This window comes from Lentzea aerocolonigenes (assembly GCF_000974445.1).
Classification (GTDB): domain Bacteria; phylum Actinomycetota; class Actinomycetes; order Mycobacteriales; family Pseudonocardiaceae; genus Lentzea; species Lentzea aerocolonigenes.
In genome coordinates this window covers 573,192-596,783 of record NZ_BBOJ01000001.1, presented here as the reverse complement: position 1 = coordinate 596,783, position 23,592 = coordinate 573,192, and the positions used below count along the sequence as shown (strand labels likewise).

Below are 23,592 nucleotides of genomic sequence, written 5' to 3'. Positions count from 1 at the left end.
GGCGCAGTGAGGGTCGACCTTTAGGGTCAACTTGTGCGAGTTCTGGTGACGGGCGCCACTGGGTACGTCGGTCGTGCCGTGGTGTGTGAGCTGCGGGTTCACGGTCATGAACCTGTTTTGTCCCGTCAACGCCTTTCGGAGCCGTTCAACCTGCCGGACGTGGACGCGGTCATCCATCTGGCGGGCGCGGCCCGTGTGCGGGAGTCGTTTCTTGATCCACTTTCGTACTACGAGACGAACGTGGCCGGGACGCTCAACCTGCTGAAGGCGTTGAAGGGCCAGCGATTCCTCCTCGCATCGACTGCCGGGGTGTACCGGCCGTCGGACTCGCCGCTGACGGAGGAGTCGGTCCGCGAGCCCTCCTCCCCGTACGCCGCGACCAAGGCCGCCGCCGAGGACCTCGTGGCGTGGGCGGCGCGGTCGGGACGGATCGGGGCGACCACTCTGCGTCTCTTCAACATCGCTGGAGGTGGTGACGCCGACACCAGTCGGGTGATCACCCGTGCCGTGGCGTGCGCCGCCGGAACCGTGCCGGGCATGGAGGTCTACGGCGACGGCACGGCCGTGCGCGACTTCGTGCACGTACGCGACGTTGCTGCTGCTTTCGTCGTGGCGCTGGAGGCGTGCTCAGTCGGGGAATCGTCGGTCTACAACGTCGGTGGGACGCCGGCGTCTGTTCGTGATGTGCTTTCTGCCGTTGCGGAGGTGACCGGACGGTCCGTGGACGTGACCTGGCAGCCCGCGCACCCCGGTGAGGTGCGGTACCAGCGAGCCGACGTGTCGCGGCTGCTCGCGCTGGGCTGGAAACCGCAGTTCACGACGCTGACGGAGATCGTCAGGGACCAGTGGCTCGCTTCGGCACCGGCACCCGGTCCAGGTCCTTCGCGATGACGATCTCGCCGTCGAACTCCCGTGCCGCCTCGGCGTGGAACTCGGCGGGGTCCTCGTAGCGCTGGGAGAAGTGCGTCAGCACGAGCTTGCGGACCTTGCAGTCCCGCGCGACGCGAGCGGCCTGCTGGGCGGTCAGGTGGCCGTGGTCGCCCGCGAGCTTCGTGTCGCGGGCGAGGTAGGTCGACTCGATCACCAGCAGGTCCGCCTGGTCGGCGAGCTCGTAGACGTTGTCGCACAGTCTCGTGTCCATGACGAAGGCGAACTTCTGGCCTTTGCGGGGCTCGCTGACGTCCTCGAGCCTGACACCGTTGAGTTCGCCCTGCTGCTGGAGCGTCCGGACCTGCGGGCCCTGGATGCCGTGCTCCTTGAGCTTCTCCGGGAGCATGCGGTGGCCGTCGGGTTCGACCAGGCGGTAGCCGAAGCTGTCGATGCCGTGGTCGAGGCGGTAGGCCTGGAGGCTGCCGAACTTGCCGCTGGCGAACTCGCCGTCCTGGTCGACCGGGTCTTCCTTGATGTCCGCGGCGTCGTAGAAGGCGCTGGCGTAGCGGAGTCGTTCGAAGAAGTGGGAACCCGACCGCGGGAAGTGCGCGTGGACGGTGTGCGGGACCCGGTCGAGACTGAGCCTCTGCACGATGCCGGGAACGCCGAGGCAGTGGTCGCCGTGGAAGTGCGTGATGCAGATCCGGGTGATGTCGCTCGCAGCGGCACCCGATCGGAGGAGCTGCCGCTGGGACCCGTCGCCGGGGTCGAAGAGGAAGCCTTCGCCGTCCCACCTCAGCAGATAGCCGTTGTGGTTGCGCTGGCGCGTGGGAACCTGGCTGGCCGTTCCCAGGACGATCAGTTCCCGGACTGTCACCCCCTGACGTTAACGTCTGTCCCATGCGAAGCGTCGAAGTGGCAGCGTCGTGGCCTGTCGAGAACGTGGCGGTGGCCGTGGTGTCCGAGGGGTCCGTCGTGGGCTCGTTGGGTGATCAGCAGCGCGTGTTCCCGCTAGCGTCCGTGACGAAGCTGCTGACGGCCTACGCGGTCCTGGTGGCCGTGGAGGAGGGCGCGGTCGAGTGGGACCAGCCGGCAGGGCCTCCCGGCGCAACCGTGCGGCACCTGATCGCGCACACGGCCGGTTACGCGTTCGACAAGGCCGAGGTGCAGGCCGAGCCCGGGAAGCGTCGGATCTACTCGAACGCGGGCTTCGACGTGCTGGCGTCGTTCGTGGGCGATGCCTGCGAGATGCCGTTCGCCACTTACGTTCGTGAGGCCGTGTTCGAGCCGTTGGGCATGACTTCGTCGGCTCTGGTCGGTTCGGCGGGTGCCGGTGCCGAGTCGTGCGCCGCGGACCTGGCCTTGTTCGCCGCCGAGCTGCTCTCGCCGAAGCTGGTTTCTCCCGGCCTGGTGCAGGAGGCGACCTCGGTCGTCTTCCCGGGCCTGAACGGCGTGCTGCCCGGCTACGGCATGCAGAAGCCGAACGACTGGGGTCTCGGCTTCGAAATCCGCGACTCGAAGTCACCGCACTGGACGGGCCTGTCCTTCTCGCCGCGGACGTTCGGCCACTTCGGCCAGTCCGGCACGTTCCTGTGGGTCGACCCGGACATCTCCGCGGCGTGCGTCGCCCTGACGGATCTGCGTTTTGGACCGTGGGCGGTCGAGGCCTGGACGCCGTTCTCCGACGGCGTCCGCGAGGAGCTGGTCAGTCGGCGAGCCTGAGCGCCAACTGCCGCAGGACCTCCTGCACGTCGGCGTCCTCGTAGTCGTTCTCGTAGGCCTGCGCAACGCCGTGGAAGGCGTAGAGCAGCCCCGCCGTGAACCACCCGAACTGCGACAGGACCTGGTCCATCGCCTGCTTGAGAGCCTGCGCGCCGGCCTCGTTGAGCTCGCCGTCGACCTTGACCTCGTAGCTGAACACGCCCTCCTGCAACGACTTGAGGGCCGTCCGCAGGTAGTCCTCAGACCCGGCACCGTCGTAGGTGAGCGTCAGGACGCCCAGCGCCCGCTGCATGATCTCGCGCTGCTCCACGCCGCCACTTTGCCCTCTGCGCCCGCGTTCGTCACCCTCCGACACCCCGGCGGCCGTTCGTCAGCCGGGCTCACGCGCGACCCACCGCGCGACGGAGAACACGCCACGACCGTGAGGAACGCGACCCGGTCGCCCATCCCCTGCTCGGCCACGTGCTGGCGCACCCACGCCGACAACCACTCGGTTGTTGGAGATGCCGACGACGCTCGCACCGGCGATCTCGGCCATGTAGACCGTCGTACGGCCGACACCGCTGCCGAGGTCGAGCCCCGCGCCATCCGGCCGCAGACCGGCCGCGTCGAACTGCCCTGCGCGCCAGCGCCTTGGCCGCGTCCTCGGGCGACAGTCCCGCCCGCTCGGCTGCCAGGTCCCCGTGGTGCCAGAACTGCCCCACGAGCGCGCGGTAGGCGGGGACCAGCGTGGTTGTAGCACTCGCGGACCTGTTGCTCGACGGAGGTGTTCACCAAACCCGGCCTTATGTGTTGAGCTCGCGGTCGCTCGTCAAAGGCCGGCGGAGAACTTGTCGGCCACTCCGAAGTCGACCAGCACCGGCGGATGTCAAAGCAGTGTCCGCTTCAACCGGTTGTCCACGATCCAGGTCGCGGCCCGGATATGCCGTTGATCATGGCGTTCCGGGTTGATTTCCCTCCAGCGCAGCGGGTTCGTCGTCGGCCCCGTTGAGGAAATAGCCCCACCGGGCCCTTGCCGCCGGCAGACTCGGAAGCCACACAAGTACGCCGTGCAGCAGTACCGCGACGGCCATCGCGAGGTAAGCACCGCCGAGTCCGAGCGTCGTCGACCAGGCCATGAACCCGCCGGCTACGACGACGCAGACCGCGAAGACCACGAGCGCCGCCAGTGCCAGCCCGTCCCTACCGCGCCTGGTCGCGAACGCCCATCCGACGGCGGCCACGGCCATGCCTGCCAGAGCGCTGTTGAGCACCACCGGCTGCCCGCGGGTCAAGGTGTAGGCGAGCACCGCACCACACAACCCGAAGATCCCCACCAGCAAACGCAACCGGCGTTCTTGTGACAGGAGACCGGCCGTCGCACAGCCGATAAGCACCACCGCCGCGCCCCACGGACCGTCCTTCCGCAGCGGCATGACCCAGTATGCCGCCAGGGCCAGAAACAGCAGCACGTACGTGCTGGCCGGTCCGTTCAGATCCACCGACAGGCCGGCCCAGGCGGCACCGAGCAGGACCACAGCGAAGATCAACAAGAACTTCCGCACCTCACCGTCGTTCGTCTGAAACGCGGACGCCGCGCACGACACTCCGAGGAAGAACGTGGCAACAACCGTGAGCCGCCGAGCAGCCTGGTCGACGCCCTGCGTGATCAGCCCGAGGACCAGCAGGCAGCAGGTCGCCACGATCGCACCGGCCCGCTGCAACACCGGCGACCACGAAGACACAGAGAGGACGACACCCACGACGGTCAGGACGGACGCGGCGTAGAACACGAACCTCACCACCGGCGCCACTTGCCGGCGGCCCTTCACCCACGCAGCGAGCACCACGGCGAGCGTCACCCCGCACAGCAGCAACACCCACCAGGCGTCGAGGTTGGAGAACTTGTTGCCCAGCACGCCGAGGCTGAACGCGAACAAGAGCGACCCGGCGGCCGCCAGTTGTTTGATCCACTTGCCGGACAACCGAAACTCTCCCGCTGTCTTCGAGCCGCTCTTCTTCGCTGCGTGCTTCGAGGACTGCGGTCCGACCGTTACAAACTCGTGCTGGAAGCCTGATCATTGGATCTTGGTGGTGCAGAACTCGGCCACGGCTCGGACTGAGATTCCAGAAAATTCGAAAACAACAAAACCCCAGCTAGACCGAAGTCTGACTGGGGTTTGTGTAGCGCGCTCGACAGGATTCGAACCTGTAACCTTCTGATCCGTAGTCAGATGCTCTATCCGTTGAGCTACGAGCGCAGGTCTTCAATTATAACCGATCCCCGAGAGGTTCGGCCTTGCGGAGGCTCCGGGATTTGAACCCGGGATGGGGGGTTACCCCAAACCGCATTAGCAGTGCGGCGCCATAGACCAGACTAGGCGAAGCCTCCCGGGACCATCCTTGGCCACGACGCATAGGTTACACAGGTCCTCAACCGACTTGCAAAACGCCCCCCTCGAAGCGCAGAACGTGCTGGTCAGGGCACGTGCCGGGGCCTCGAGAAGGGCGTTAAACGCCTGTTCGCCAGCTCGAGAGTGATCTAGATCATCCCGAAGCGAGTTCCAAGAACGGTTGGAGCGACTCGGGATTGCGGAGCGCGCCGCGGCTGACCGCGCGATCGGGGTCCACGCCGGCCAGGATCTTCTTCACCGGGACCTCGCACTTCTTGCCGTTCAGGGTCCTCGGGATCTCGGCCACGGCCACGAAGCGGTTCGGCACGTGGCGCGGGGACAGGGACGAGCGCAATTCCTTGCGCAGCACCGGTTCCACGTCGGCCAAAGTCACGCCGTCGAGCACCACGAAGCAGAGGAGTTCGCCCTCGGAGACGCCGGACGTGTCGATCACCAGGGAGTCGACCACGCCGGGGACGGACTCCACCACCCGGTAGAACTCCGAGGTGCCCATGCGGACGCCGCCGCGGTTCAGGGTCGAGTCGGAGCGGCCGTAGATCACCGCCGAGCCGCGTGGGGTGATGCGGATCCAGTCGCCGTGGCGCCAGATTCCCGGGTACGTGTCGAAGTAGGCGTCGCGCAGCCGTGAGCCGTCTTCGTCGCCCCAGAAGAAGACCGGCATGGACGGCATCGGGCGGGTGATCACGAGCTCTCCCACGGCGTCTTCCAGCTTGTTTCCCGCCTCGTCGAACGCGAAGACCGCGGCGCCCAGGGCTCGGCAGGAGAGCTCGCCCAGCCACACCGGGCGGTCCGGGGAGGCCGCCACGAAGGCCGTGCAGAGGTCGGTGCCGCCGGAGACCGAGGCGATCTGGACGTCCTTGCCCACGGCCGAGGCGATCCAGCGGAAGCCTTCTGGCGTAAGGGGTGCACCGGTCGAACCGACGACGCGCAAGCCCGTCAGGTCGTAGCGCGACGACGGGTCGAGGCCCTCCTTCAGGCACGACTGGACGTACGGCGCGGAGGTGCCGAAGTAGGTGACTCGGTGTTGTTCGGCCAGCTGCCACAACGTGTTCAGCGACGGGAAGGCCGGGCTGCCGTCGTACAGGACGATGGTGGTGCCGACCATCAGGCCACCGACCAGGTAGTTCCACATCATCCAGCCGGTGGTGGTGAACCAGAAGAAGCGGTCGCCGGGGCCGAGGTCGCTGTGCAGGCCCAGCATCTTCAGGTGTTCCAGCACGATGCCGCCGTGGCCCTGGACGATGCCCTTGGGCAGGCCCGTCGTGCCGGACGAGTAGAGCACCCACAGCGGGTGGCCGAACGGCACCGGCGTGAACTCCAGCGCGGCGCCTTCGTTCGCCGCCAGCAGCTCCGCGAACGAGAGGGTGTCCGGCAGCGACGAGCCGTTGTCGAGGTAGTCGACCAGGATCGTGGCGCGCAGGCCCGGCAGCTGCGAGCGGATCTCTTCCACGACCGGGCGGCAGTCGAAGGAGCGTCCGTTGTAGACGTAGCCGGAGACGGCGACGAAGACCGCCGGCTCGATCTGGGTGAAGCGGTCGGCGACGGCTCGCGCGCCGAAGTCCGGGGAGCAGGACGACCACGTGGCGCCGAGCGAGGCGGCCGCCAGGAAGGCGATGAGGGCTTCTGGGGCGTTCGGGACCAGTGCCACCACCCGATCGCCCTGCGAGACGCCCAGAGAGGCCAATGCGGCCCGGAAAGCGGCCACGCGTGAACGCAGCGTGCCGAACGTCAAAGAAGAAGCGAGGCCGTCTTCTCTATGGAAGATCACGGCCAGGTCGTCGTCGCCGCCGCGTCGCAACGCGTGCTCGGCGTAGTTCAGCGTCGCGCCGGGGAACCAGTCGGCGCCGGGCATCTCCGCGGACCCCAGCACCCGCGAGGGCCGGGAGTGGAACTGGACGTCGAAGTACTCAGCTGTCGCGCCCCAGAACCCTTCGAGGTCGGAGACGGACCACTCCCACAGCGACTCGTAGTCGGGGAAGTCGTGGCCTCGTTCAGAACGGAGCCACGACCGAAAGGCGGTCATCCCGTTGTCCCTCGTGGGGTCGGGGCGCCACAGCAGTTCGACGTCGGTGTCGGTCATGCCCCATGTCTAGTTGAGGCACAACCGCACGTCCATGTGTGATTGGCGGACTTGCGGTAGCCCACCTGTGTGCAGTTACCCCGCCGCGAGCAGCTCGTCGACCGCGTTCGTCAGCCGAGCCGCGTCGGCGGGGGCCAGCACGAGCCAGCCGTCCTGCTTGCGGAGGAGGTAGCGGCCCTCGCGCGTGTCGAGCCACGACACCGAACGGCCCGTCGGGCGCGGCACGCCGTCGCGGTTGCGCGCGGTCAGGCCCAGTTCGCCGCCGCCGATCCGGGACGTGATGAGGCGCAGCAGGGTGTGGGCCTCGGGCTCGCGGATGCCGGCGTCGCGCAGGACGTCCAGGAACGCCTGCTTGCCGTCCTGCCGGCCCGCCTGGCCCGCCCGCAGGTAGTCGTCCCAGCGCACGTTCACCGCGCGGCCGGTCCCCGGTGCGAGGCCTGGCAACGATGACACCGTGGCCGAGGCCAGCGAGGTCGGGCGGAACGGGAACAGGTGCACGTCGTCGTTCACGCGCGCGGCGAACGCACCGCTCCAGCCGGCGCAGGCGATGCCGCGGGCCAGTTCGGTGCCCTTGAAGTACGCGATCTCCAACGCGCGGTCGAACTCGCCGAGACCGGCGACCAGCGCGCGCAGGTCCGGGTCGGGGCGGTGCACGGTGCCGAGGCGACGGGCCTGCAGCGCCTGCGAACTCTCCTCGACGAGGCGTTGCCGCGCCGCTCGGGTGGCCCCGAAGTGGGGCGTGCCGAGCGGCACGACGCGGTCCTCGCCGTGCACGGCTTGCCACAGCAGGAAGAACTCCCGCGAGCTCACCGTGAACTGGCGTTCTGTCACTGACCGATCACCGGCGGGGCCGCCTTGCGGTCCAGGCCGAAGACGTTGTCGTCCTCTTCCAGGTAGCTCGCGGTCTTGTGTTCGCGGTTGTCGTCACGGCCACCGCCCGCCACCGGAGCACCGGCCATCGGCGCGCCACCCATCGCGAGCGGGTTCTGGAACGCCTTGGTCTGGCCACCGGGCGCTGCCGACGCCGCAGCCGCCGCGCCTGCTCCGCCGCGCACGCCTTCGTTCACACCGGCCGCGCCACCGCTGGCGGAACCACCACCGGCACCACCGCCGCCACCGGCCTGACTACCGGAGTTCGTCCCGAAGGGCCGGGCCATGCCGCCCGCGAAACCGCCACCGCCACCACCGCGGCCACCGCCGTAACCACCGGCGCCGCCGTAGCGCGACGACGTGTTCGTGGTGCCGCGGTTCTGGTTCTGCGTTCCGGTCGCGACCGTGCCGCCACCACCACCGCCGGCGCCGGGGCCGTCGGGAAGGCCCCTGTGGGACCGTCCACCGAGGTCGTTGACGGGTGTCGGCGTCGGGTTGAGCGGGTTCACCGGCGGGGTGAACTGCGCGGGCACGGTCTGGTCGACCGCGGCCGAGTTGCGCTGGAACGACGCCATGACGTCCGCCGCGAGACGGTGCTGGGCGTCGTTGGCGGCGAGGGTCTCGACCGTGCTGGTTCCCACGGTCTCGAACCCGGCGAACTCGCCGCCCTGCAGCGACTGCACCAGCCGCGGGTCGCGCAGGGTCTGCGAACCGAACCCGTCGACCTGGTCGACCACCGCCAGGCGGTCCCGCAGCGCCGGCCGGAGCACCGTCGGTTCCACCGGCACCGGTGACGCCGGGGGCGCGGGAGGCGGCGGCATCGCGGCACGGGCGGCCTCGACGTTGCTGGTCTCGGTCGTGATGGCCGCGGACACCTTGTGCGCGTAGCTCGCCGTGTCGTCGACCCAGTTGGTGACCTCGGTCAGACCGTCACGTGCGAGCCGCGCCGACTCGGTGTCCCAGCCCACGGTCGAGTCCTCGACGGCCTTGAGCAGGTTCGCGCGCACGCCGGCGATGTCCTCGCCGATCTTCTTCCAGTTCGTGGCGGCGGTCTGGGCACCTTCGAGGTTCACGCCGGTGTGGACCATCTTGTAGAGGTCTTCGTGCGAGAAGGTCATCCAGTCGATCTGGGCGGTCAGAGGACTGCCCTCGTCGTCGTGACCTTTGTTGTCGTGGCCCTTGTTGTCGTGACCGTTGTTGTCGTTGCCCTTGTTGTCGTTCGATCCGTGACTCACCAGGAACCCCCGGCCTTCTTCATGGCCTCTTCTGCCTGTTCGTCGGCGTCGCGGGTGTTGTCGCGGTTGCGGCTCAACGCGTTGCTGATGTCGTCGAGGACATTGAAGAGGTCGAACAACGCCTTCGCGGCCCCGGACTCCTCACCGACGGCGAGGTCGGAGAACCGCGCGCTGATCGCCTTGGCGACCGGGTTCTCACCGAACTGCAGCGGCGTCGCCAGCTGCTTGCTCGTTCGCTCCCACAGGTCCATCACCTGGTCACGCGCGTCGTCGACCGCCTTGATCAACGCGTCCGCGGCGTCGACGTCGAGCGTCAGCTTGCCGGTGTCCGCCGCCTGGTCGAGCTTGGCCGCGGCATGGCTCGCCTCCGCCTTGTCCACCAGCATCTGCTGCTGGAGAACGGGTTTCGCCGCCGCGAGCTGTTCCGCGGTGATCGGCGTCGTCGTCGCCGTCGTGACCGCAGGCGTCACCGCGGGTGTCTCCGTGCCGGTCGTCCCAGTGCCTTCAGCCATCCTCATAACCCCCTGCACTGCATAACTCGTCACCGCAGCACTGGGCGTTACTCACAGCTACACCCAGTCAGCCGTCCGAAGCACCCCTTAGATGTACCTGGAGGACGGTTCGGTTCCAATCCGCCGTAAAGACTCTTACCTCATGTGTGCGTCGAACCAGTTCAACGCACGAGCCCACGCTTCGTCACTGGAAACGTCGAAACGCACCAGATCCGAAGCGGTTTCCGAACTGATCACGGCATCGCGAAGCTTGTTCACTTCTTCGGAGTCGTCGTCCCGGAAGATGCCGAGCCACGGGCACGTGAGGTCGCTCGCGACGTCCACGAGCGCGGGCAGGCCGTCCGAGAGCGGCTCCAGAATTCCGGGAGCCTGCACGGTGACCGCCGCGCCGATCGTGCGGCTGGCGGCGACCACCATGGCGACCGTGCCACCGATGTCGAAGCCGACCACGCCCATCCGGTCCGCGCTCACACCCTGCTGTCCCAGCCACACGAACGCGACGTCGGTGTCCTCCAGGAGGCGGTCACCCGAAAGCTTGCTGACCTGGTCCCTGATGTTGTCACCGTGCACGCGGTCCTCGTCGTAGAGGTGCGGCGCGATGGCGAGCCAGCCCTCGTCGGCAAGGCTGCTGACGAGCGAGCGCACCCCCTCGGTCACACCGCGAGCCTCGTGCAGCACCACGAGTCCGCCCCGCACGGCGGAGTCGGGTTCGGCGATCGTCACCCGCAGCTCACGGCCGTCGGTGAGGGAAAGCGTCTCGACGCGGGTAGTGGTCATGTTTCTTACCCTTCCACGACGGGGTGAACTGAAGTCAACGTGACCAACCGGACGGAGCAGTGCGAGGATCCGGGGTATGACCGTGCGAACCCGTGCTGACCTGGCATCCTTGCCCGCCTACGTGCCCGGCAAGTCCATTCCCGGCGCCATCAAGCTCGCGAGCAACGAGGTGTCCGCCGGGCCGCTGCCCAGCGTCGTCAAGGCGATCGCCGAAGCAGCCACCGGTATCAACAGGTACCCCGACTCCGGCTGCGTCGAACTCACCGGCAGGCTCGCCGACAAGCTCGGCGTCCCCGCCGACCACCTCGCGATCGGCTGCGGCTCGGTGACCCTGTGCCAGCAGCTCGTCCAGGCGACCTGCGCCGAGAACGACGAGGTGCTGTTCGCGTGGCGCTCGTTCGAGGCCTACCCGATCGTCGTGCACGTCGCGGGCGCCAAGCAGATCCGCGTGCCGCTGACCTCGGAGCACGGGCACGACCTGGACGCGATGGCCGCGGCGATCACGCCCAACACCCGCATGGTGTTCGTGTGCAACCCGAACAACCCCACGGGCACCGCGCTGCGCACCGAGCAGATCGAGGCGTTCATCGCCCGCGTGCCCTCCGACGTGCTCGTCGTGATCGACGAGGCCTACAAGGAATTCGTCGACGACGCCCACATCCCCGACGGCGTCGAACTCGCCAAGCAGCAGTGGGCCGCCGGTCGGGACAACGTCGCGGTGCTGCGCACGTTCTCCAAGGCCTACGGCCTCGCCGGCCTGCGCATCGGCTACGCCGTCGCCCAGCCACACGTCGCCGAGGCACTGCGCAAGGTCTACGTGCCGTTCTCCGTCAACGCCCTCGCCCAGGTCGCCGCCATGGCCTCACTCGACGCCGAGGACGAACTGATGGTCCGCTGCCGCGCGATCGTCGCCGAACGCACCCGCGTCCGCGGTGAACTGCTCGCGATGGGCTACGACATCCCGCCGACCCAAGCCAACTTCGTGTGGCTGCCACTGGGCGAACGCACCACCGCGTTCAACGAACACTGCCTGGCACACAAGGTCGTCGTGCGCGCGTTCGCAGGCGAAGGCGCCCGCGTGACCATCGGCGAGCCAGAGGAGAACGACGCCTTCCTCGCGGCAGCACGCGCGTTCACTTCATGAGCAGCTGAACGATGGCCGCGACTCCCACCACCACGATGACGCCGCGCAACACGGCGGGTGGGAGTTTGCGGCCGATCTTGGCGCCGATCTGACCGCCGACGACGGACCCGACGGCCAGGAGCAGCACGGCCAGCCACGCCACGTCGGCGATGAAGATGAACATGACGCCCGCGACCAGGTTCACGAACGCGGTCAGGAGGTTCTTCAGCGCGTTCATCCGCTGCAGGTGCTCGTTGACGAGTACACCCATGATCCCCATGACGAGCACGCCCTGCGCGGCCCCGAAGTAGCCGCCGTAGATGCCCGCGGCGAAGATCCCGATCCACAGCAGCACGCCGCCGTCGCCGTTGCCGCGCTTGTGCGAGAGCTTGCGGTTGAGCCAGGGCTGGATCACGACGAGGACCAGCGCGATGACGATCAGCACCGGCACGATCGCCTTGAACGCCTGGGCCGGCAGCGTCACCAGCAGGATCGCGCCGACGATGCCACCGAGGATCGAGGCCGGCAGGAGCTTGGCGATGCGGGACTTCTGCCCCTTGAGCTCCTCGCGGTACCCCCACGCGCCGGACAGCGAGCCGGGCACGAGGCCGAGACTGTTCGACACGTTCGCGACCACGGGCGGATAACCGACGGCGAGCAGCACCGGGAACGTCACGAGCGTGCCGCTGCCGACGACGGTGTTGATGCCGCCTGCGAACACACCCGCGATGACCACCGCGATTGCTTCCCAGACCGTCATGTCACCCCCAGGTACCCAATGGTTAGCGACGCTAACACTCCACTCGGGACCGTGAAGTGTGGTGCTCATGACAGCAGGGCCGGCACTCGGTGGGAGTACCGACCCTGCTCAGCGATCTTCAGTTAGATGGTCTGACGACGCCTGCCGAGCACGCTCGCGCCGAAGCCGAACGCCACCAGGAGGGCGCCGACGAGGCCCAGGCCGAGCACGGAGGCGCCCGTCTTGGCCAGGGCGTCACCCGAACCACCTGCCGTACCGCCACCGGCGGCCGGCGTGGTGTCGCCACCACCGGGCTTGGGCTGCGTCTTGACGTCCGGCACCACGAGGAAGCCGGTGTGCGACTCGCGATCGGTGAGGACCCGCACGAAGCCGCCGTACTCGTGGTCGAACTTCCACGGTCCGTCGACTCTCGCCACGTAGTCGCCGGCAGGCACCTTGGGGAAGCGCACGGTGCCCTTGTCATCTGTAACAGCCTTGGCGACGTCGACGCCCTGGTCATCACGCAGGAAGATCCCGGTGTTGCCGATCGCCTCGCCCTGGTCGACCTCCCCGTTGCCGTTGCGGTCGTAGTAGAGCTCGCCCGTGACCGATCCGAAACCGCCGGGAACGCGCGCGGAATCGCCCGCGTAGGCACCGTCCACATTCCGGTCGGGATCGGGCGCGAAGCCGCAGCCCACGACCACGGTGCCGAACTCGAAGGCGCCCTCCGGCACCGCCTCGATCGCGGTGAAGGTCTTGGTCTCACCGGGGCCGACCGTCACGCCCTTACCGGGTGGAAGCAGGTCGCCCCAGCCCTTGGGGAAACCATCGCCCTGCCAGCTGCCGAGCTGGTTCGAGTTGCCGGCGGCGTTGCAGGACGCCCGGATGCCGCTGATCACCTGGTCGCCCCGGTTCGTCAGCGTGATCGTGATCTTGGCGTCTTCGCCGACCTCGTAGACGTCCTGATCGAGTTCGATCTTGGCACTGAGCACTTCGTGGTACGGACGCTCACCACGGCCGGTCAGCTGGACCGGCGCACCCGGCTGCACACGAACCTTCGTGTGCTTCTCGTCGTAGTGGACAAGCCAGCCGTCGGCGAAGGTGTAGCTCACGTAGTAGTTGCCCGACGGCAGATCCTTGAAGGAGTAGCGACCGTCGGCGTCCGTGGTGGTCTTGAAGTATCCCTGCGGCACACCACCACTGGCCTCGACCACGACGCCCGCAGCGGCCTCGCCCGCGTCCTGCTGTCCGTTGTGGTTCTTGTCGGTGTAGGCGACACCAGTGATGGCGCCCTTGGTCTGCACGACCTCGATCTCACCGTTGTAGCCGCTGTTGGACGGGTTCGGCCGGCCGAGGTAGTCGATGCTGCCCCAGACCGTGAGCCTGCCGTTGGTGCCGGCCTCGCGGAACGGTCCGGAAGCCTCGAACGTGCGGGACTCCCCGGCAGGGATCTGGACGCCAGGGCCGTCGTACGGCCGGAAGTCGCCCCACTGTTCGTTGGGGATGTCCAGCATGAAGGGCGAGCCGAACAAGCGGACCTTCTCGGCGGTGCGGCCACCGACGTTGGTCACGGTCAACGACATGTGCACGATCTCGTGCGACTCGTAGCGCGCCTTGTCGAACTTCACCGCAGCGCGAATGTCCGCGGGAGCAGCTCCCGGCTTGAGGCCGACGAAGGCGGTCGAGCCCCAGCCGACGACGGTCACCTGGTCGGCGTCGGGGCCGTACCGGAAGTCCCACGGACCGAGGAGCACGGCGCGATAGGTGCCCACCGGCACGTCGACGAACTCCAGCGTGCCCGTGGAGTCGCTCGTGGCCTCGGCGACCTGGGCACCCGTGTTCGGGTGGACCAGGGCGATCTTCAGCCCCGCGACCTCCTCGCCGGCGTCACGCGTGTGGTTCTGGTTCTTGTCGTCCGCGAGCCACATCGTGTAGCGGCCCTTGCCACCGGTCACCGCCGCCTTGGCGCCGGCGAACGGACCGTCGGTGTTCCAGCCGGGGTTCGGCTGGAAGTCGCACGCGAGCCAGACCACGCCCGCCTTGGCGGCACCTTCCGGAATGGCCTCGTTGATCGTGAACGACTTCGTCTCGCCGGGCGCGAGGTCGACGCCCTTGTCGAAGATCGCGTTCCACTCCGGGCCGAAGCCGAGGTGGTTGCTGTCGCCGACCCGGTTGCAGCCGGCCTGGATGCCCGTGAGCGAGTACTGGCTGGTGTTGGAGAGCGTCACGGAGATCCGCGCGGTCGCCGGGTAGGCGTAGGTGCTCTTGTTGAGCGACACCTTCGCCGTCATCAGCTCCGAGTACGGCCGCTCGGCGCGGCCGACCAGCTCGGCCGTCTGGTTCGGGGCGACCGTGAAGTTCTGCTGGCCGCTGGGGATGTGCACGACCCAGCCGCCGGGCAGCTCGTAGTACGGGTTGTAGTACGTGCCGGACGGGATCCCGGTGAAGCTGAACCGGCCGTTCGCATCCGTCGTCGTGCGGTGCTCCGCGGTGGGGCTGCCGCCGTAGATGCTGACCTTCGCGCCCTCGATCGGCTCGCCCGCGTCCGGCTTGCCGTTGCGGTTCACGTCGGCGTAGACGAGGCCGCTCGCGTTGCCGACGGTCTGCGTGACGGTCGCGTTGAGGTGGAAGTGGTTGTCGTTCTGGTTGGCGTCGCCCGCCTGTGCCAGCACGTAGCCGCTGACGTCGAGCTTGTCGCCGTTGAGGGTCGCGATGGAGCCGGAGACCTCGACGGTGCGGGTCTCACCGGGTGCGAGGGTCGTTCCGGGGTACGCGAAGTCGCCCCACGACTCGTAGGGCACCTGAATGCCCCAGGCGCTCGCAGTGACGCGCTCGGCGGCGAACGAGCTCTGGTTGGTGACCGTGATCTTCAGCCGCACCGGCTCGTGCGACTGGTAGTGCGTCTTGTCGATCGACGCCGTGACCTTGAGGTTCGGCAGTTCGGCCGCGGGCTTCTGCGGCTCGTTCCTCTGCTCTCCGGGAGTCGGCTGCGCCGGCGCCTTGGGCGTCTCGGCGGACGTGGTGGGAGCAGGCGGCTGCGTGGAAGGCTCGCTGCTCGGCGTCGACGAGGGCGGCGCGGGGTCGCTGGACGACGGCGGCGCGGGCTCGGTCGTGGACGTCGGCGGAGGCGTCGGGTCCGTTGTGGACGGAGGAGCGCTCGGCTCGCTCGTCGGGGTCGGCTCGACGGTCGACGTCGGGGTTTCCGGCTCCTGTGCGAGGGCTCCGGTGGTGGCGCCGCCGAACGCGAGCAGCGCGGCGGTGGCTATCGCGGTGAATCTGAGCAGGCCTCGTCTGGCAGGTCTGTCTGACATCTCTCCCCCAGTTGCAGTTGTTGTGGGTTGATCAGGTGGTCGTGCGGCGGCCGGCGGCGCGGGCGCCCAGGCCGAGCGCGATCAGCAGCACGGCGAGTCCTGCGAGGCCGAGCACGCTGGCGCCGGTCCTGGCGAGCGCGACCTTCGTGCCACCGCCGGTGGAGCCGCCACCAACGGTCGGTTCATCCCGTTGGCCGTTGCCTGCGTCGTCCGGCAGTGCGGGAGCCGGGCCGGGCACCACCAAGAACGCGGTTCGCTGCAGTTGATCGGCGGTGATCAGGTGATGGCCGCCCCACTCGCCCTCGAACTTCCACGGGCCGTCGACCACCGACCAGTAGTCGCCCGCCGGAACCCCGTCGAAGCGCACGTTGCCCTCGGCGTCCGAGAACGTCTCGGCCACGATGGCGCCGTACTCGCGGTCGGTCATCAGGAAGATCCTGGTGTTGCCGATGGCCTCGCCGGGGTCCACGACGGAGTTCTTGTTGCGGTCGTAGGCGAGCGGACCGGCCAGCGAGCCCGTCCCGCCGGGCACGCTCGCCCAGTCGTAGGCGCTCACGACGTCGAGGTTCCACGCGGCCCACGGCGCGAAGTCGCACGCCGCGACCACCCGGTTCTGCCAGCGCGCGGCCGCGGGCACCTTCTCCTTGACGATGATCGTCTTCGTCTCGCCGGCGGCGAGCGTCACGCCCTTGTCGCGCAGATCGCCCCAGCCCTCCGCCATCGGCACGCTGCCGAGCTGGCCGTTGCCCGCCCTGTCGCACGCCGCGTGGATGTGCCCGACCTCGTAGGCGGCCCGGTTCGACAGGGTGATGGTGATCGTGGCTTCCTCGCCGATCGAGTAGACCGACTTGTCGAGCACCATCGTGGCCTTGAGCGCCTCGGTGTACGGGCGCTCCGCACGTGCGGTGAGCTGCACGGGAGTGCCGGGCACAACCCGGATCTCCTGGTCGCCCTCGCTGTGCACGACCCATCCGCCGGCCGGTGTGTAGCCGACCCAGTAGTTGCCGGACGGGACGTTCTTGAACGAGTAACGCCCGTTGGCGTCCGTCGTGGTCTTGAAGTAGCTGTACGGCACGCCGCCGTTCGCCTCGACCAGGACGTCCGCCGCCTCTTCGCCCGGATCCTGCTGCCTGTTGTGGTTGCGGTCGATGTAGACGACACCGCCGATGTCGCCGTTGGTCTGCACGACCTCGGCCTCGGCGCTGAAGGTCGGGTTGCCGAACTCCGGCACACCGACGTAGTCCACCGAACCCCAGACCCGCAGCTTGCCGCCGGTGAAGCCGCGGATCTTGCCCGTGACGCTGAACGTGCGGGACTCGCCCGCCGGAATGCGCACGCCAGGCCCGTCCCGCCGGACGTCACCCCACGGGCTGGGATAGCCGAGGTCGAGGTCGTAGAACCCGTCCATCAACCGGAAGCGCTCGGCGGTCTTGCCGCCCTTGTTCGTGATGGTCACGTCGGCGCGCACCATCTCGTGGGACTCGTAGCGCGGCTTGTCGAGCTTGATCACGCCGCTCAGCGACGGTGGAGTCGCGCGCTTCAGGAACTTGGTGACGGCGCCGCCCTGCTCGGTGACGGCCACCAGCTGCTGACTCTCGTCGGTGAACTCCCACGAGCCCCCGAGCACCGCCCGGTACTGACCGGCCTTCAAGCCGGTGAAGTCGGCCTTGCCGTCCGCGCCGCTCGTGCGTTCGGCGATCTGGGCGCCGGTCTTCGGGTCGAGCAGCAGGACCTTCGCGCCGCTCACGGCTTCCCCGGCGTCGATGCGCTGGTCGGCGTTCTTGTCCTCGCCGAGCACCATCGAGTAGCCGATGCCACCGACCACCTTCGCCTCGGCGTACACGGTCGGACCGTCGGTGTTCCAGTTGATGTTCGGCGCGAAGTCGCAGTTGAGCGTGACGACGCCGGAGGTGAGGGCGGCCTGCGGAACCTTCTCGACGACGGTGAACGTGCGCTGCTGCCCCGGTTCGAGGGACAGGCCCATCTGCAGGTACCACTCCTGGCTCACGCCGAGCGCGTGCCCGGCGCGCCCGCGGTTGCACTCCGAGTTGATGTTGGCGATTCTGCGGCCGGTCCTGTTGGTGAGGGTCGTCGTGATCTTCACGGAGCCCGGGTACTCGTAGCTGGTTCGATCGAGCGACGCGGTGACGTCGAACTGCTCCGAGTAGGGACGCTCCGCCCGTGCCACGATCTCGGTCGTCGCGTTCGCGGTGACGGTGATCATGTCGCCGGTGTTGTGAGCGCGGTGCACGACCCAGCCGTCCTGCAGCTCGTAGGCCAGGTTGTAGGTACCGGGAGCGATGCCGGCGAAGCCGAACCTGCCGTTCGCGTCGCTGGTCGTCTCGTGCTTGGGGCTGCCGAAGAGGGTGATCTTGCCGCCGGAGATCGCCTCGCCGGGGTCCTGCTGCTCGTTGCTGTTCTTGTCGGCGTAGAGGACGCCGGTCACGTTGTCCTGCGCCTGCTGCTGAAGCGGGGCGGCGGGCGGTGCCGGCGTCGGCGACGTCGATGTGTCGACCGGTGCCGAGGTTTCGGTGGGCGCCGACGTTGTGCTCGTCGGGTCGTCCTGCGCGAAAGCCGCTGTGCTGAACACGAGTGCGGCAGCGGTGGTCAAGGCACCGATTCTGAGCGATCTACCTCGCAACGGATCCTCCACGTCTGAGTGCCGCACCCGCCGCGACGAGCAGCACGCCGAGGAACACGAGGCCGAGCACGCTCGCGCCGGTCCTGGCGAGCGCGACCTTCGTGCCGCCGCCGGCAGGGACGTTCGAGCTGAGGTCGATGGCCGGACGGGGGCTGCGCGTCAGGTCCGGCACCACCTGGAAGAAGTAGGGGTGGTGGAGGTTGTTGTCCATGACCGAGACGTGGTCACGTTCGCCCTCGAACTTCCAGGGTCCGTCGATCCACGCCCAGTACTCGCCCGGCGGGATGTTGTCGAACTGCACGTTCCCCTTGGCGTCGGACACCGCCTCGGCGACAGGAAAGCCGTGCTCGCGGTCGGTCATCAGCACGATCCGGGTGTTGGGGATGCCTTCGCCCTCGTTGAACCAGTTGCTGCCGTTGAGGTCTTGGGCGATCCAGCCCTTCAGCGTCTGGGCACCACCCGTGATGGCCGCCCAGTCGTAGGCGTGCGCGCCGTCCTTGTTGTGGTCGGGGTTCGGCGCGAAGTCGCAGTTCACGAACACCCTGCGCGACGAACGCGCGGAGATGGGAATCGTTTCCTTGACGACGTAGGTCTTCGTTTCGCCGGCCGCGAGCGTCAGGCCGTTGGCTGCCGGACGCAGATCGCCCCAGTTCGACGGCGGGCCGTAGTAGCCGGTGCCCCCGAGGTGGTCGCCGTGGCCCAACTCGTTGCACCTGACCTTGACGCCGCTGATCGGGCGGTCGTCCGTGTTCGTGAGCGTGATGGTGATCTGGGCTTCTTCGTTCATCGCATAGGTGGCCTTGTCGAGCACAGCCGTCGCCTTGAGCCGCTCGCGGTACGGCCGCTCCGCCCGTGCCACGACCTGGGTGACGGTGTTCGGCTCGACCTTGGTCTTCCGCACCTCCCCCTCGAGGTGCACGACCCAGCCGTCCGGCAGCGTGTAGCTGATCCAGTAGCCGCCGGTCGGAAGGTCCTTGAAGGTGAAACGGCCGTTGGCGTCCGTCGTGGTCTTGAAGGTGCCGTACGGCGCGCCGCCCTTCACCTCGACCGCGGCACCCGCGGCGGCTTCGCCCGCGCCCTGCCGTCCGTCGCGGTTCCTGTCGATGTACACGACGCCGGTGATGTCGCCTGTGGTCATCACGACCTCGACGACGCCGCTGATGTCGTCGAAGCCCCAGTGCCAGCCATCGCTGGCGTGGTACATGGCACTTCCCGAGAAACCCAGCAGGCCGTTGCCGAAGTACCTGATCGTGCCCGAGACGGTGAACGTGCGGGACTCACCGGCCGCCAGCGTGATGCCGGGACCGTTCGGCCTGAAATCGCCCCACTGCTCAGCCGCGATGTCCAGGCTGTCGGGATCCCGCAGCAGCTGGACCCGCTCGGCCACCTCACCGCCGACGTTCGTGATGGTCAGCTCCAGGCCGACCGTCTCGTGGGACTGGTAGCGCGGCTTGTCGAACTTCACCGTGCCGGTGACCTTCGCGGGGCCGGTGGGCCTCAGGAAGCCGTAGCGGAAGCCGCCCTGCTCCGTGACGGTCACCAGGTCCCCACCGAGGTCGCGGAACGTCCACGGGCCGAGCAGCTCGATCCGGTAGTCGCCGGTCGGCACGTGGGTGAGCTCGATCTTGCTGTCGTCGACGGGGTTCGGGTTCACGAACTTCTCGCCGGTCAGCCGGTTCACCAGGCGGTACCCCTTGACCGGAATGTCCTCGTCGGCGTCGATGTGGCCGTCGCCGTTCGCGTCCTGGCCGAACACGATCGTGTAGCCGGCGGAGGCGCCGCTGACGGCCGCTTCTGCGTGCACGGACGGGCCGTCGGTGTTCAGGGCGGCGTTCGGTGCGAAGCCGCAGTCGAGCTTGACGACGCCGGTTCCGCGGGCGGCGGCAGGGATCTGCTCGTAGATCGTGAACTTGCGCGTTTCACCGGCCCGGAGCGTGACGTTCTTCAGCGCCTTCCAGCCCGCACCGCGGCCGAGCGCGTGCGCAGAGCCGTCGCAGGCGGCCTGGATGCCGGTGATCGCCCGGTCGGTGGTGTTGGTGAGGCTCAGCGCGATCGTCGCGGTCGACGGCTGCTGGTACCTGGTCTGGTCGAGCGTCGCGGTGGCCTTGAGCTGCTCCGAGTACGGCCGCTCCGCCCGTGCGACGACCTGTGCCGTCTGGTTCGCGACGACCGTGATCACGTCGGCCTCGGCCCTGTGCACGACCCAGCCGTCGGCGAGCCGGTAGGACGGGCGGTAGGTGCCGGGAGCGAGGTCGGCGAAGGTGAACTTGCCGTCCGCGTCACTGGTCGCCTTGCGCTCGGCGACGGTGACCTCGCCGCCGGAGATCGCCTCGCCGGGGTCTTGCTGACCGTTGCGGTTCTTGTCGGCGTACAGGACGCCGGTCACGCCGGTCTGCTGCGGAGCCGGCGCCTGCTCCGAGGTCGACGGCGACGGCGTGCTCGTCGGGTCGTCCTGGGCGAAAGCCGCGGCCGAGGTCGTGGCGAACACGAGCGCGGCGGCGGTCGCCACCACGCCCAACCGGCGCGCAGCACTGAACGGTCTACCCGGCAACGGATCCCCCAAAGACCCCACGATGATCATGTCTGCCGACGTCAGAGCCCCCGCACGCGTCCGCAAGACGCCCGGAAAGTACCCCAACGCGCTCTGTTTCGGAAAGCGCCGAGTGGCGGGGCCAACGCCTCAGTGCCGTGCCCGCCGTGAGAAGCAGCACACCGAGGAAGGCGAGTCCGAGAACGCCGGCACCGGTCCTGGCGAGCGCCACCTTCGTGCCGCTGTTGCTCGTGCCACCGGTGGCGGGCTGGTCACCGGCACCTGGCTGTGCGGGATCAGGACCTGGCACCATCCACAAAACGGGCCACGCGACGCCGTCTGAAATCCAGACAGAGCTCTCGTTCTCGTTCCTGAACTTCCACGGTCCGTCGACCTCCGCCCAGTAGGAACCGGCAGGAACCCCGGTGAAGCGCGCCCATCCCCAGACGTCGGTGGTGGCCTCGGCGACCAGGAAGCCGTTCTCGCGATGAGACATCAACCTGACGCGGACGTTCCCGATGGCGTCGCCGGGGTCGATCACGTAGTCCTCGTCCTTGTCGTACGCAACCAGAACGTTGGCACTGCCCGGCCCGCCACCGGGAACGTGGGCCCAGTCGTAGGCGGACGCGAAGTCCCTGCCGAACTCGGCCTGCGGTGCGAACTCGCAGAGCAGTTCCACCCGGTTGAGTCTGCGTGCCTCGTACGGCACCACCTCGGTGACGACGAGCGTCACCGTCTCTCCGGGGCCGACCGTCACGCCCTTCGCGGACGGACGCAGGTCGCCCCAGCTGTCGGCCGGAAAGCGGTGGTCGCCGAGGTTGTTGGTCAGCCGGTCGCGGTTGCACAGGGCGTGGACGCCGTTGATCACGTAGCCGCCCCTGTTCGTCAGCCTGACGGTGATCTTGACTTCGTCACCGACCGCGTAGGACGTCTTGTCGAACTGCACCGTCGCCTTGAGCACCTCGGCGTACGGACGCTGCGCACCCGCGACGAGCTGAACAGGCCGCCCCGGCTCCACCCGGACCTTCTGGACGACGTTGTCCGGGACGTGGACGATCCAACTGCCGGCCAGCGTGTAGCCGACCGAGTAGTCACCGGCCGGGAGATCGCTGAACGAGTAACGGCCCTCAGCGTCCGTCGTGGCCTTGTAGTAGCCGTACGGCGCGCCGCCGTTGGCCTCCACCACAGCGCCCGCGGCGGCCTCGCCGGGGTCGGGTTGCCCGTTGTTGTTCTTGTCGAGGTGGACGAAACCGGTCAGCGCCCCTCTCGTCTGCACGATCTCGACCTCGGCGTGGAAGGGCTTCCGGGGCGTGTGCGGCTGGTCGCTGTACCCGTAGGACCCCGAAACGATCACCTTGCCGTTCCGGTAGTCGCGGAGCTTGCCCGCGACGGTGAAGGTGCGGGACTCACCAGGGGCGAGTGTCGTTGAGCGAAGCCAGTAGTGCTCCCACTGCTCACCGGGGATGTCCATGTCCGGGGAGTCGCCCTGCACCCAGACGCCCGTGGACTCCCCGCCCACGTTCGTGAGGGTCAGGTCCCACTGCACCGTCTCGTGCGACTCGAAGCGCGGCTTGCTGAACGTCACCGTGGCGCGGACATCCGCCGGTGGCACGGGCTTCAGGAACCTGGAGCTGGATCCACCGTGGTCGGCGGCACGAACGAACTGCGGCCCGTCGCTCGCGAACACCCAAGGCGCGCGAACCTCGACTCGGTAGTCGATCTTCTCCAGACCGATGAACTCGATCTTGCCGTCGGGGCCGCTCGTGCCCTCGAGCACCGAGGCGGGGTTCGTCGTGTCGTGAAGGAGGACCTTCGCACCGCTGATCGCCTCGTCCGCGTCGATGAGGGAGTTCGCGTTGCGATCCTCGCCGAGGATCATCGTGTGCTTGCCGCGGCCTTCGATCACCGGTGCGTCCTGGTGCAGGACCGGGCCGTCGGTGTTCCAGCCGGCGTTCGGGGCGAAGTCGCAGTCGAGCGTGACCTTGCCCGCCCTGCCCGCGGACTCCGGGACGTCGTCGACGATCGTGAGTGCGCGCCTCCCACCGGCCGCGAGCGTGATGCCCTCCCCGCTCAAAGCGGCGCACGACATCCTGTCCTTCCGCGACCATCTCCGCGACGTCCCACCCCGGGCCGTGTCCGAGCGCGCCGGGGGCGTTCTTGCGGTCACAACGCGCCTGGATGCCGCTGATCGGGCGGTCGGTGGTGTTGATCAGGATCAGCGTGGTGGTCACCGACGTCGGGTAGAAGTAGCTGTTCTCGTGGAAGAACCCGAACACCTTGAGCTGCTCCGAGTACGGGCGCTCAGCGCGTGCGACCAGCTCGGTCGTCGTGTTCTCGGTGACCGTGACCAGGTCGCCGTCCGGCTTGGCGTGGTGCACGACCCAGCCGTCGGCCAGCGCGTACGACGGCTTGTAGGTGCCGGGAGCGAGGCCGGAGAACGCGAACTTGCCGTCCGCGTCGCTGGTCGCCTTGTGCTCGGAACTCCCGGTGAGGGTGACCACGCCGCCGGAGATCGCCTCACCGGCGTCCTGCTGCCCGTTGCCGTTCTTGTCGGCGTACAGAACACCGGTCACACCGCTCGGCGGGTCCTCCTGCGCGAAAGCCGCGGCGGACGTGGTGCCCGACGCGAGCAACGCGACGATCGTCAGAACCCCGAACCGCAGCGCGGCACGATTCATCGACATTCTGGACAACGATTCCCCCAGGAGCCCCCACAAGACGGGCGAAAAGTACCTCAGCAGATCATGTTCGTGGAAGCGTCACGAGGTCACGAAAAGTTCACGTGAGGC

16 protein-coding genes, 2 tRNA genes and 1 pseudogene are annotated in these 23,592 nt (G+C 68.3%); 3 read left to right on the top strand and 16 right to left on the bottom strand.

The features are described from left to right. Nucleotides 1-33: 33 nt before the first annotated feature. Nucleotides 34-891: an NAD-dependent epimerase/dehydratase family protein gene (locus AOM45_RS02945; protein ID WP_030469540.1), complete on the top strand. Its 858-nt coding sequence runs from the start codon at nucleotides 34-36 to the stop codon at nucleotides 889-891. Here AOM45_RS02945 and AOM45_RS02940 read toward each other — a convergent pair. Beyond that, a complete protein-coding gene (locus AOM45_RS02940; RefSeq protein WP_030469541.1) occupies nucleotides 836-1,747 on the bottom strand; it encodes a ribonuclease Z in 912 nt (303 codons plus the stop codon). The genes AOM45_RS02945 and AOM45_RS02940 overlap by 56 nt on opposite strands. Before the next feature lie 23 nt (nucleotides 1,748-1,770). On the opposite strand from AOM45_RS02940, the gene AOM45_RS02935 reads away from it, so the two are divergent. Continuing rightward, nucleotides 1,771-2,592 (top strand): serine hydrolase domain-containing protein, encoded by an 822-nt coding sequence (locus AOM45_RS02935; RefSeq protein WP_030469542.1) that lies wholly within the window; start codon nucleotides 1,771-1,773, stop codon nucleotides 2,590-2,592. On the opposite strand, the gene AOM45_RS02930 is transcribed toward AOM45_RS02935, so the two are convergent. From AOM45_RS02930 to AOM45_RS02890, 9 genes are all read right to left on the bottom strand, one after another. Beyond that, nucleotides 2,576-2,902: a hypothetical protein gene (locus AOM45_RS02930; protein WP_030469543.1), complete on the bottom strand. Its 327-nt coding sequence runs from the start codon at nucleotides 2,900-2,902 to the stop codon at nucleotides 2,576-2,578. The two genes, AOM45_RS02935 and AOM45_RS02930, sit on opposite strands and share 17 nt — an antisense overlap. A 622-nt stretch (nucleotides 2,903-3,524) precedes the next feature. Next, nucleotides 3,525-4,556, bottom strand: coding sequence for a hypothetical protein (locus tag AOM45_RS02925; RefSeq protein ID WP_030469544.1), 1,032 nt, complete (start codon nucleotides 4,554-4,556; stop codon nucleotides 3,525-3,527). A gap of 203 nt (nucleotides 4,557-4,759) precedes the next feature. After that, a tRNA-Arg gene (locus AOM45_RS02920) sits at nucleotides 4,760-4,832 on the bottom strand. Nucleotides 4,833-4,873: 41 nt separating this feature from the next. After that, nucleotides 4,874-4,963: transfer RNA gene (locus AOM45_RS02915), tRNA-Ser, on the bottom strand. 155 nt (nucleotides 4,964-5,118) lie between these two features. Then, nucleotides 5,119-7,065, bottom strand: coding sequence for an acetoacetate--CoA ligase (locus AOM45_RS02910; protein WP_030469545.1), 1,947 nt, complete (start codon nucleotides 7,063-7,065; stop codon nucleotides 5,119-5,121). Between the two features lie 75 nt (nucleotides 7,066-7,140). Beyond that, on the bottom strand, nucleotides 7,141-7,896 hold the full coding sequence (locus AOM45_RS02905) for an ESX secretion-associated protein EspG (RefSeq protein ID WP_030469546.1): 756 nt from the start codon (nucleotides 7,894-7,896) through the stop codon (nucleotides 7,141-7,143). Continuing rightward, nucleotides 7,893-9,170 (bottom strand): PPE domain-containing protein, encoded by a 1,278-nt coding sequence (locus tag AOM45_RS02900; RefSeq protein WP_030469547.1) that lies wholly within the window; start codon nucleotides 9,168-9,170, stop codon nucleotides 7,893-7,895. Before AOM45_RS02900 ends, AOM45_RS02905 begins: the two co-directional genes overlap by 4 nt. Next, nucleotides 9,167-9,682 carry a hypothetical protein gene (locus AOM45_RS02895; protein ID WP_051783991.1) on the bottom strand — a complete coding sequence of 172 codons (516 nt, stop codon included), beginning with the start codon at nucleotides 9,680-9,682 and terminating at the stop codon, nucleotides 9,167-9,169. The genes AOM45_RS02900 and AOM45_RS02895 overlap by 4 nt, the downstream gene beginning before the upstream one ends. Before the next feature lie 135 nt (nucleotides 9,683-9,817). After that, the gene (locus AOM45_RS02890; protein ID WP_030469549.1) at nucleotides 9,818-10,459 is read right to left on the bottom strand and encodes a dienelactone hydrolase family protein; all 642 of its coding nucleotides are present in this window, start codon (nucleotides 10,457-10,459) and stop codon (nucleotides 9,818-9,820) included. Nucleotides 10,460-10,535: 76 nt separating this feature from the next. Here AOM45_RS02890 and hisC point away from each other — a divergent pair, with 76 nt between their 5' ends. Beyond that, the gene (gene hisC, locus AOM45_RS02885) at nucleotides 10,536-11,603 is read left to right on the top strand and encodes a histidinol-phosphate transaminase (protein WP_059362175.1); all 1,068 of its coding nucleotides are present in this window, start codon (nucleotides 10,536-10,538) and stop codon (nucleotides 11,601-11,603) included. On the opposite strand, the gene AOM45_RS02880 is transcribed toward hisC, so the two are convergent. The 6 genes and pseudogenes from AOM45_RS02880 to AOM45_RS53705 form a co-directional block, all read right to left on the bottom strand. Then, nucleotides 11,593-12,342, bottom strand: a complete 750-nt coding sequence (locus tag AOM45_RS02880) for a sulfite exporter TauE/SafE family protein (RefSeq protein ID WP_030465436.1) — start codon at nucleotides 12,340-12,342, stop codon at nucleotides 11,593-11,595. The genes hisC and AOM45_RS02880 overlap by 11 nt on opposite strands. Nucleotides 12,343-12,464: 122 nt before the next feature. Beyond that, on the bottom strand, nucleotides 12,465-15,632 hold the full coding sequence (locus AOM45_RS02875; protein ID WP_030465437.1) for an SdrD B-like domain-containing protein: 3,168 nt from the start codon (nucleotides 15,630-15,632) through the stop codon (nucleotides 12,465-12,467). Between the two features lie 31 nt (nucleotides 15,633-15,663). After that, nucleotides 15,664-18,243 carry an SdrD B-like domain-containing protein gene (locus AOM45_RS02870; RefSeq protein ID WP_030465438.1) on the bottom strand — a complete coding sequence of 860 codons (2,580 nt, stop codon included), beginning with the start codon at nucleotides 18,241-18,243 and terminating at the stop codon, nucleotides 15,664-15,666. Between the two features lie 19 nt (nucleotides 18,244-18,262). Next, nucleotides 18,263-20,854 carry an SdrD B-like domain-containing protein gene (locus AOM45_RS02865; protein ID WP_081901844.1) on the bottom strand — a complete coding sequence of 864 codons (2,592 nt, stop codon included), beginning with the start codon at nucleotides 20,852-20,854 and terminating at the stop codon, nucleotides 18,263-18,265. Further along, nucleotides 20,814-22,892, bottom strand: coding sequence for an SdrD B-like domain-containing protein (locus AOM45_RS02860; protein ID WP_030465440.1), 2,079 nt, complete (start codon nucleotides 22,890-22,892; stop codon nucleotides 20,814-20,816). The genes AOM45_RS02865 and AOM45_RS02860 overlap by 41 nt, the downstream gene beginning before the upstream one ends. 286 nt (nucleotides 22,893-23,178) lie before the next feature. Then, nucleotides 23,179-23,481: pseudogene (locus AOM45_RS53705) on the bottom strand (SdrD B-like domain-containing protein); the annotation flags it as partial. Nucleotides 23,482-23,592: the final 111 nt, after the last annotated feature.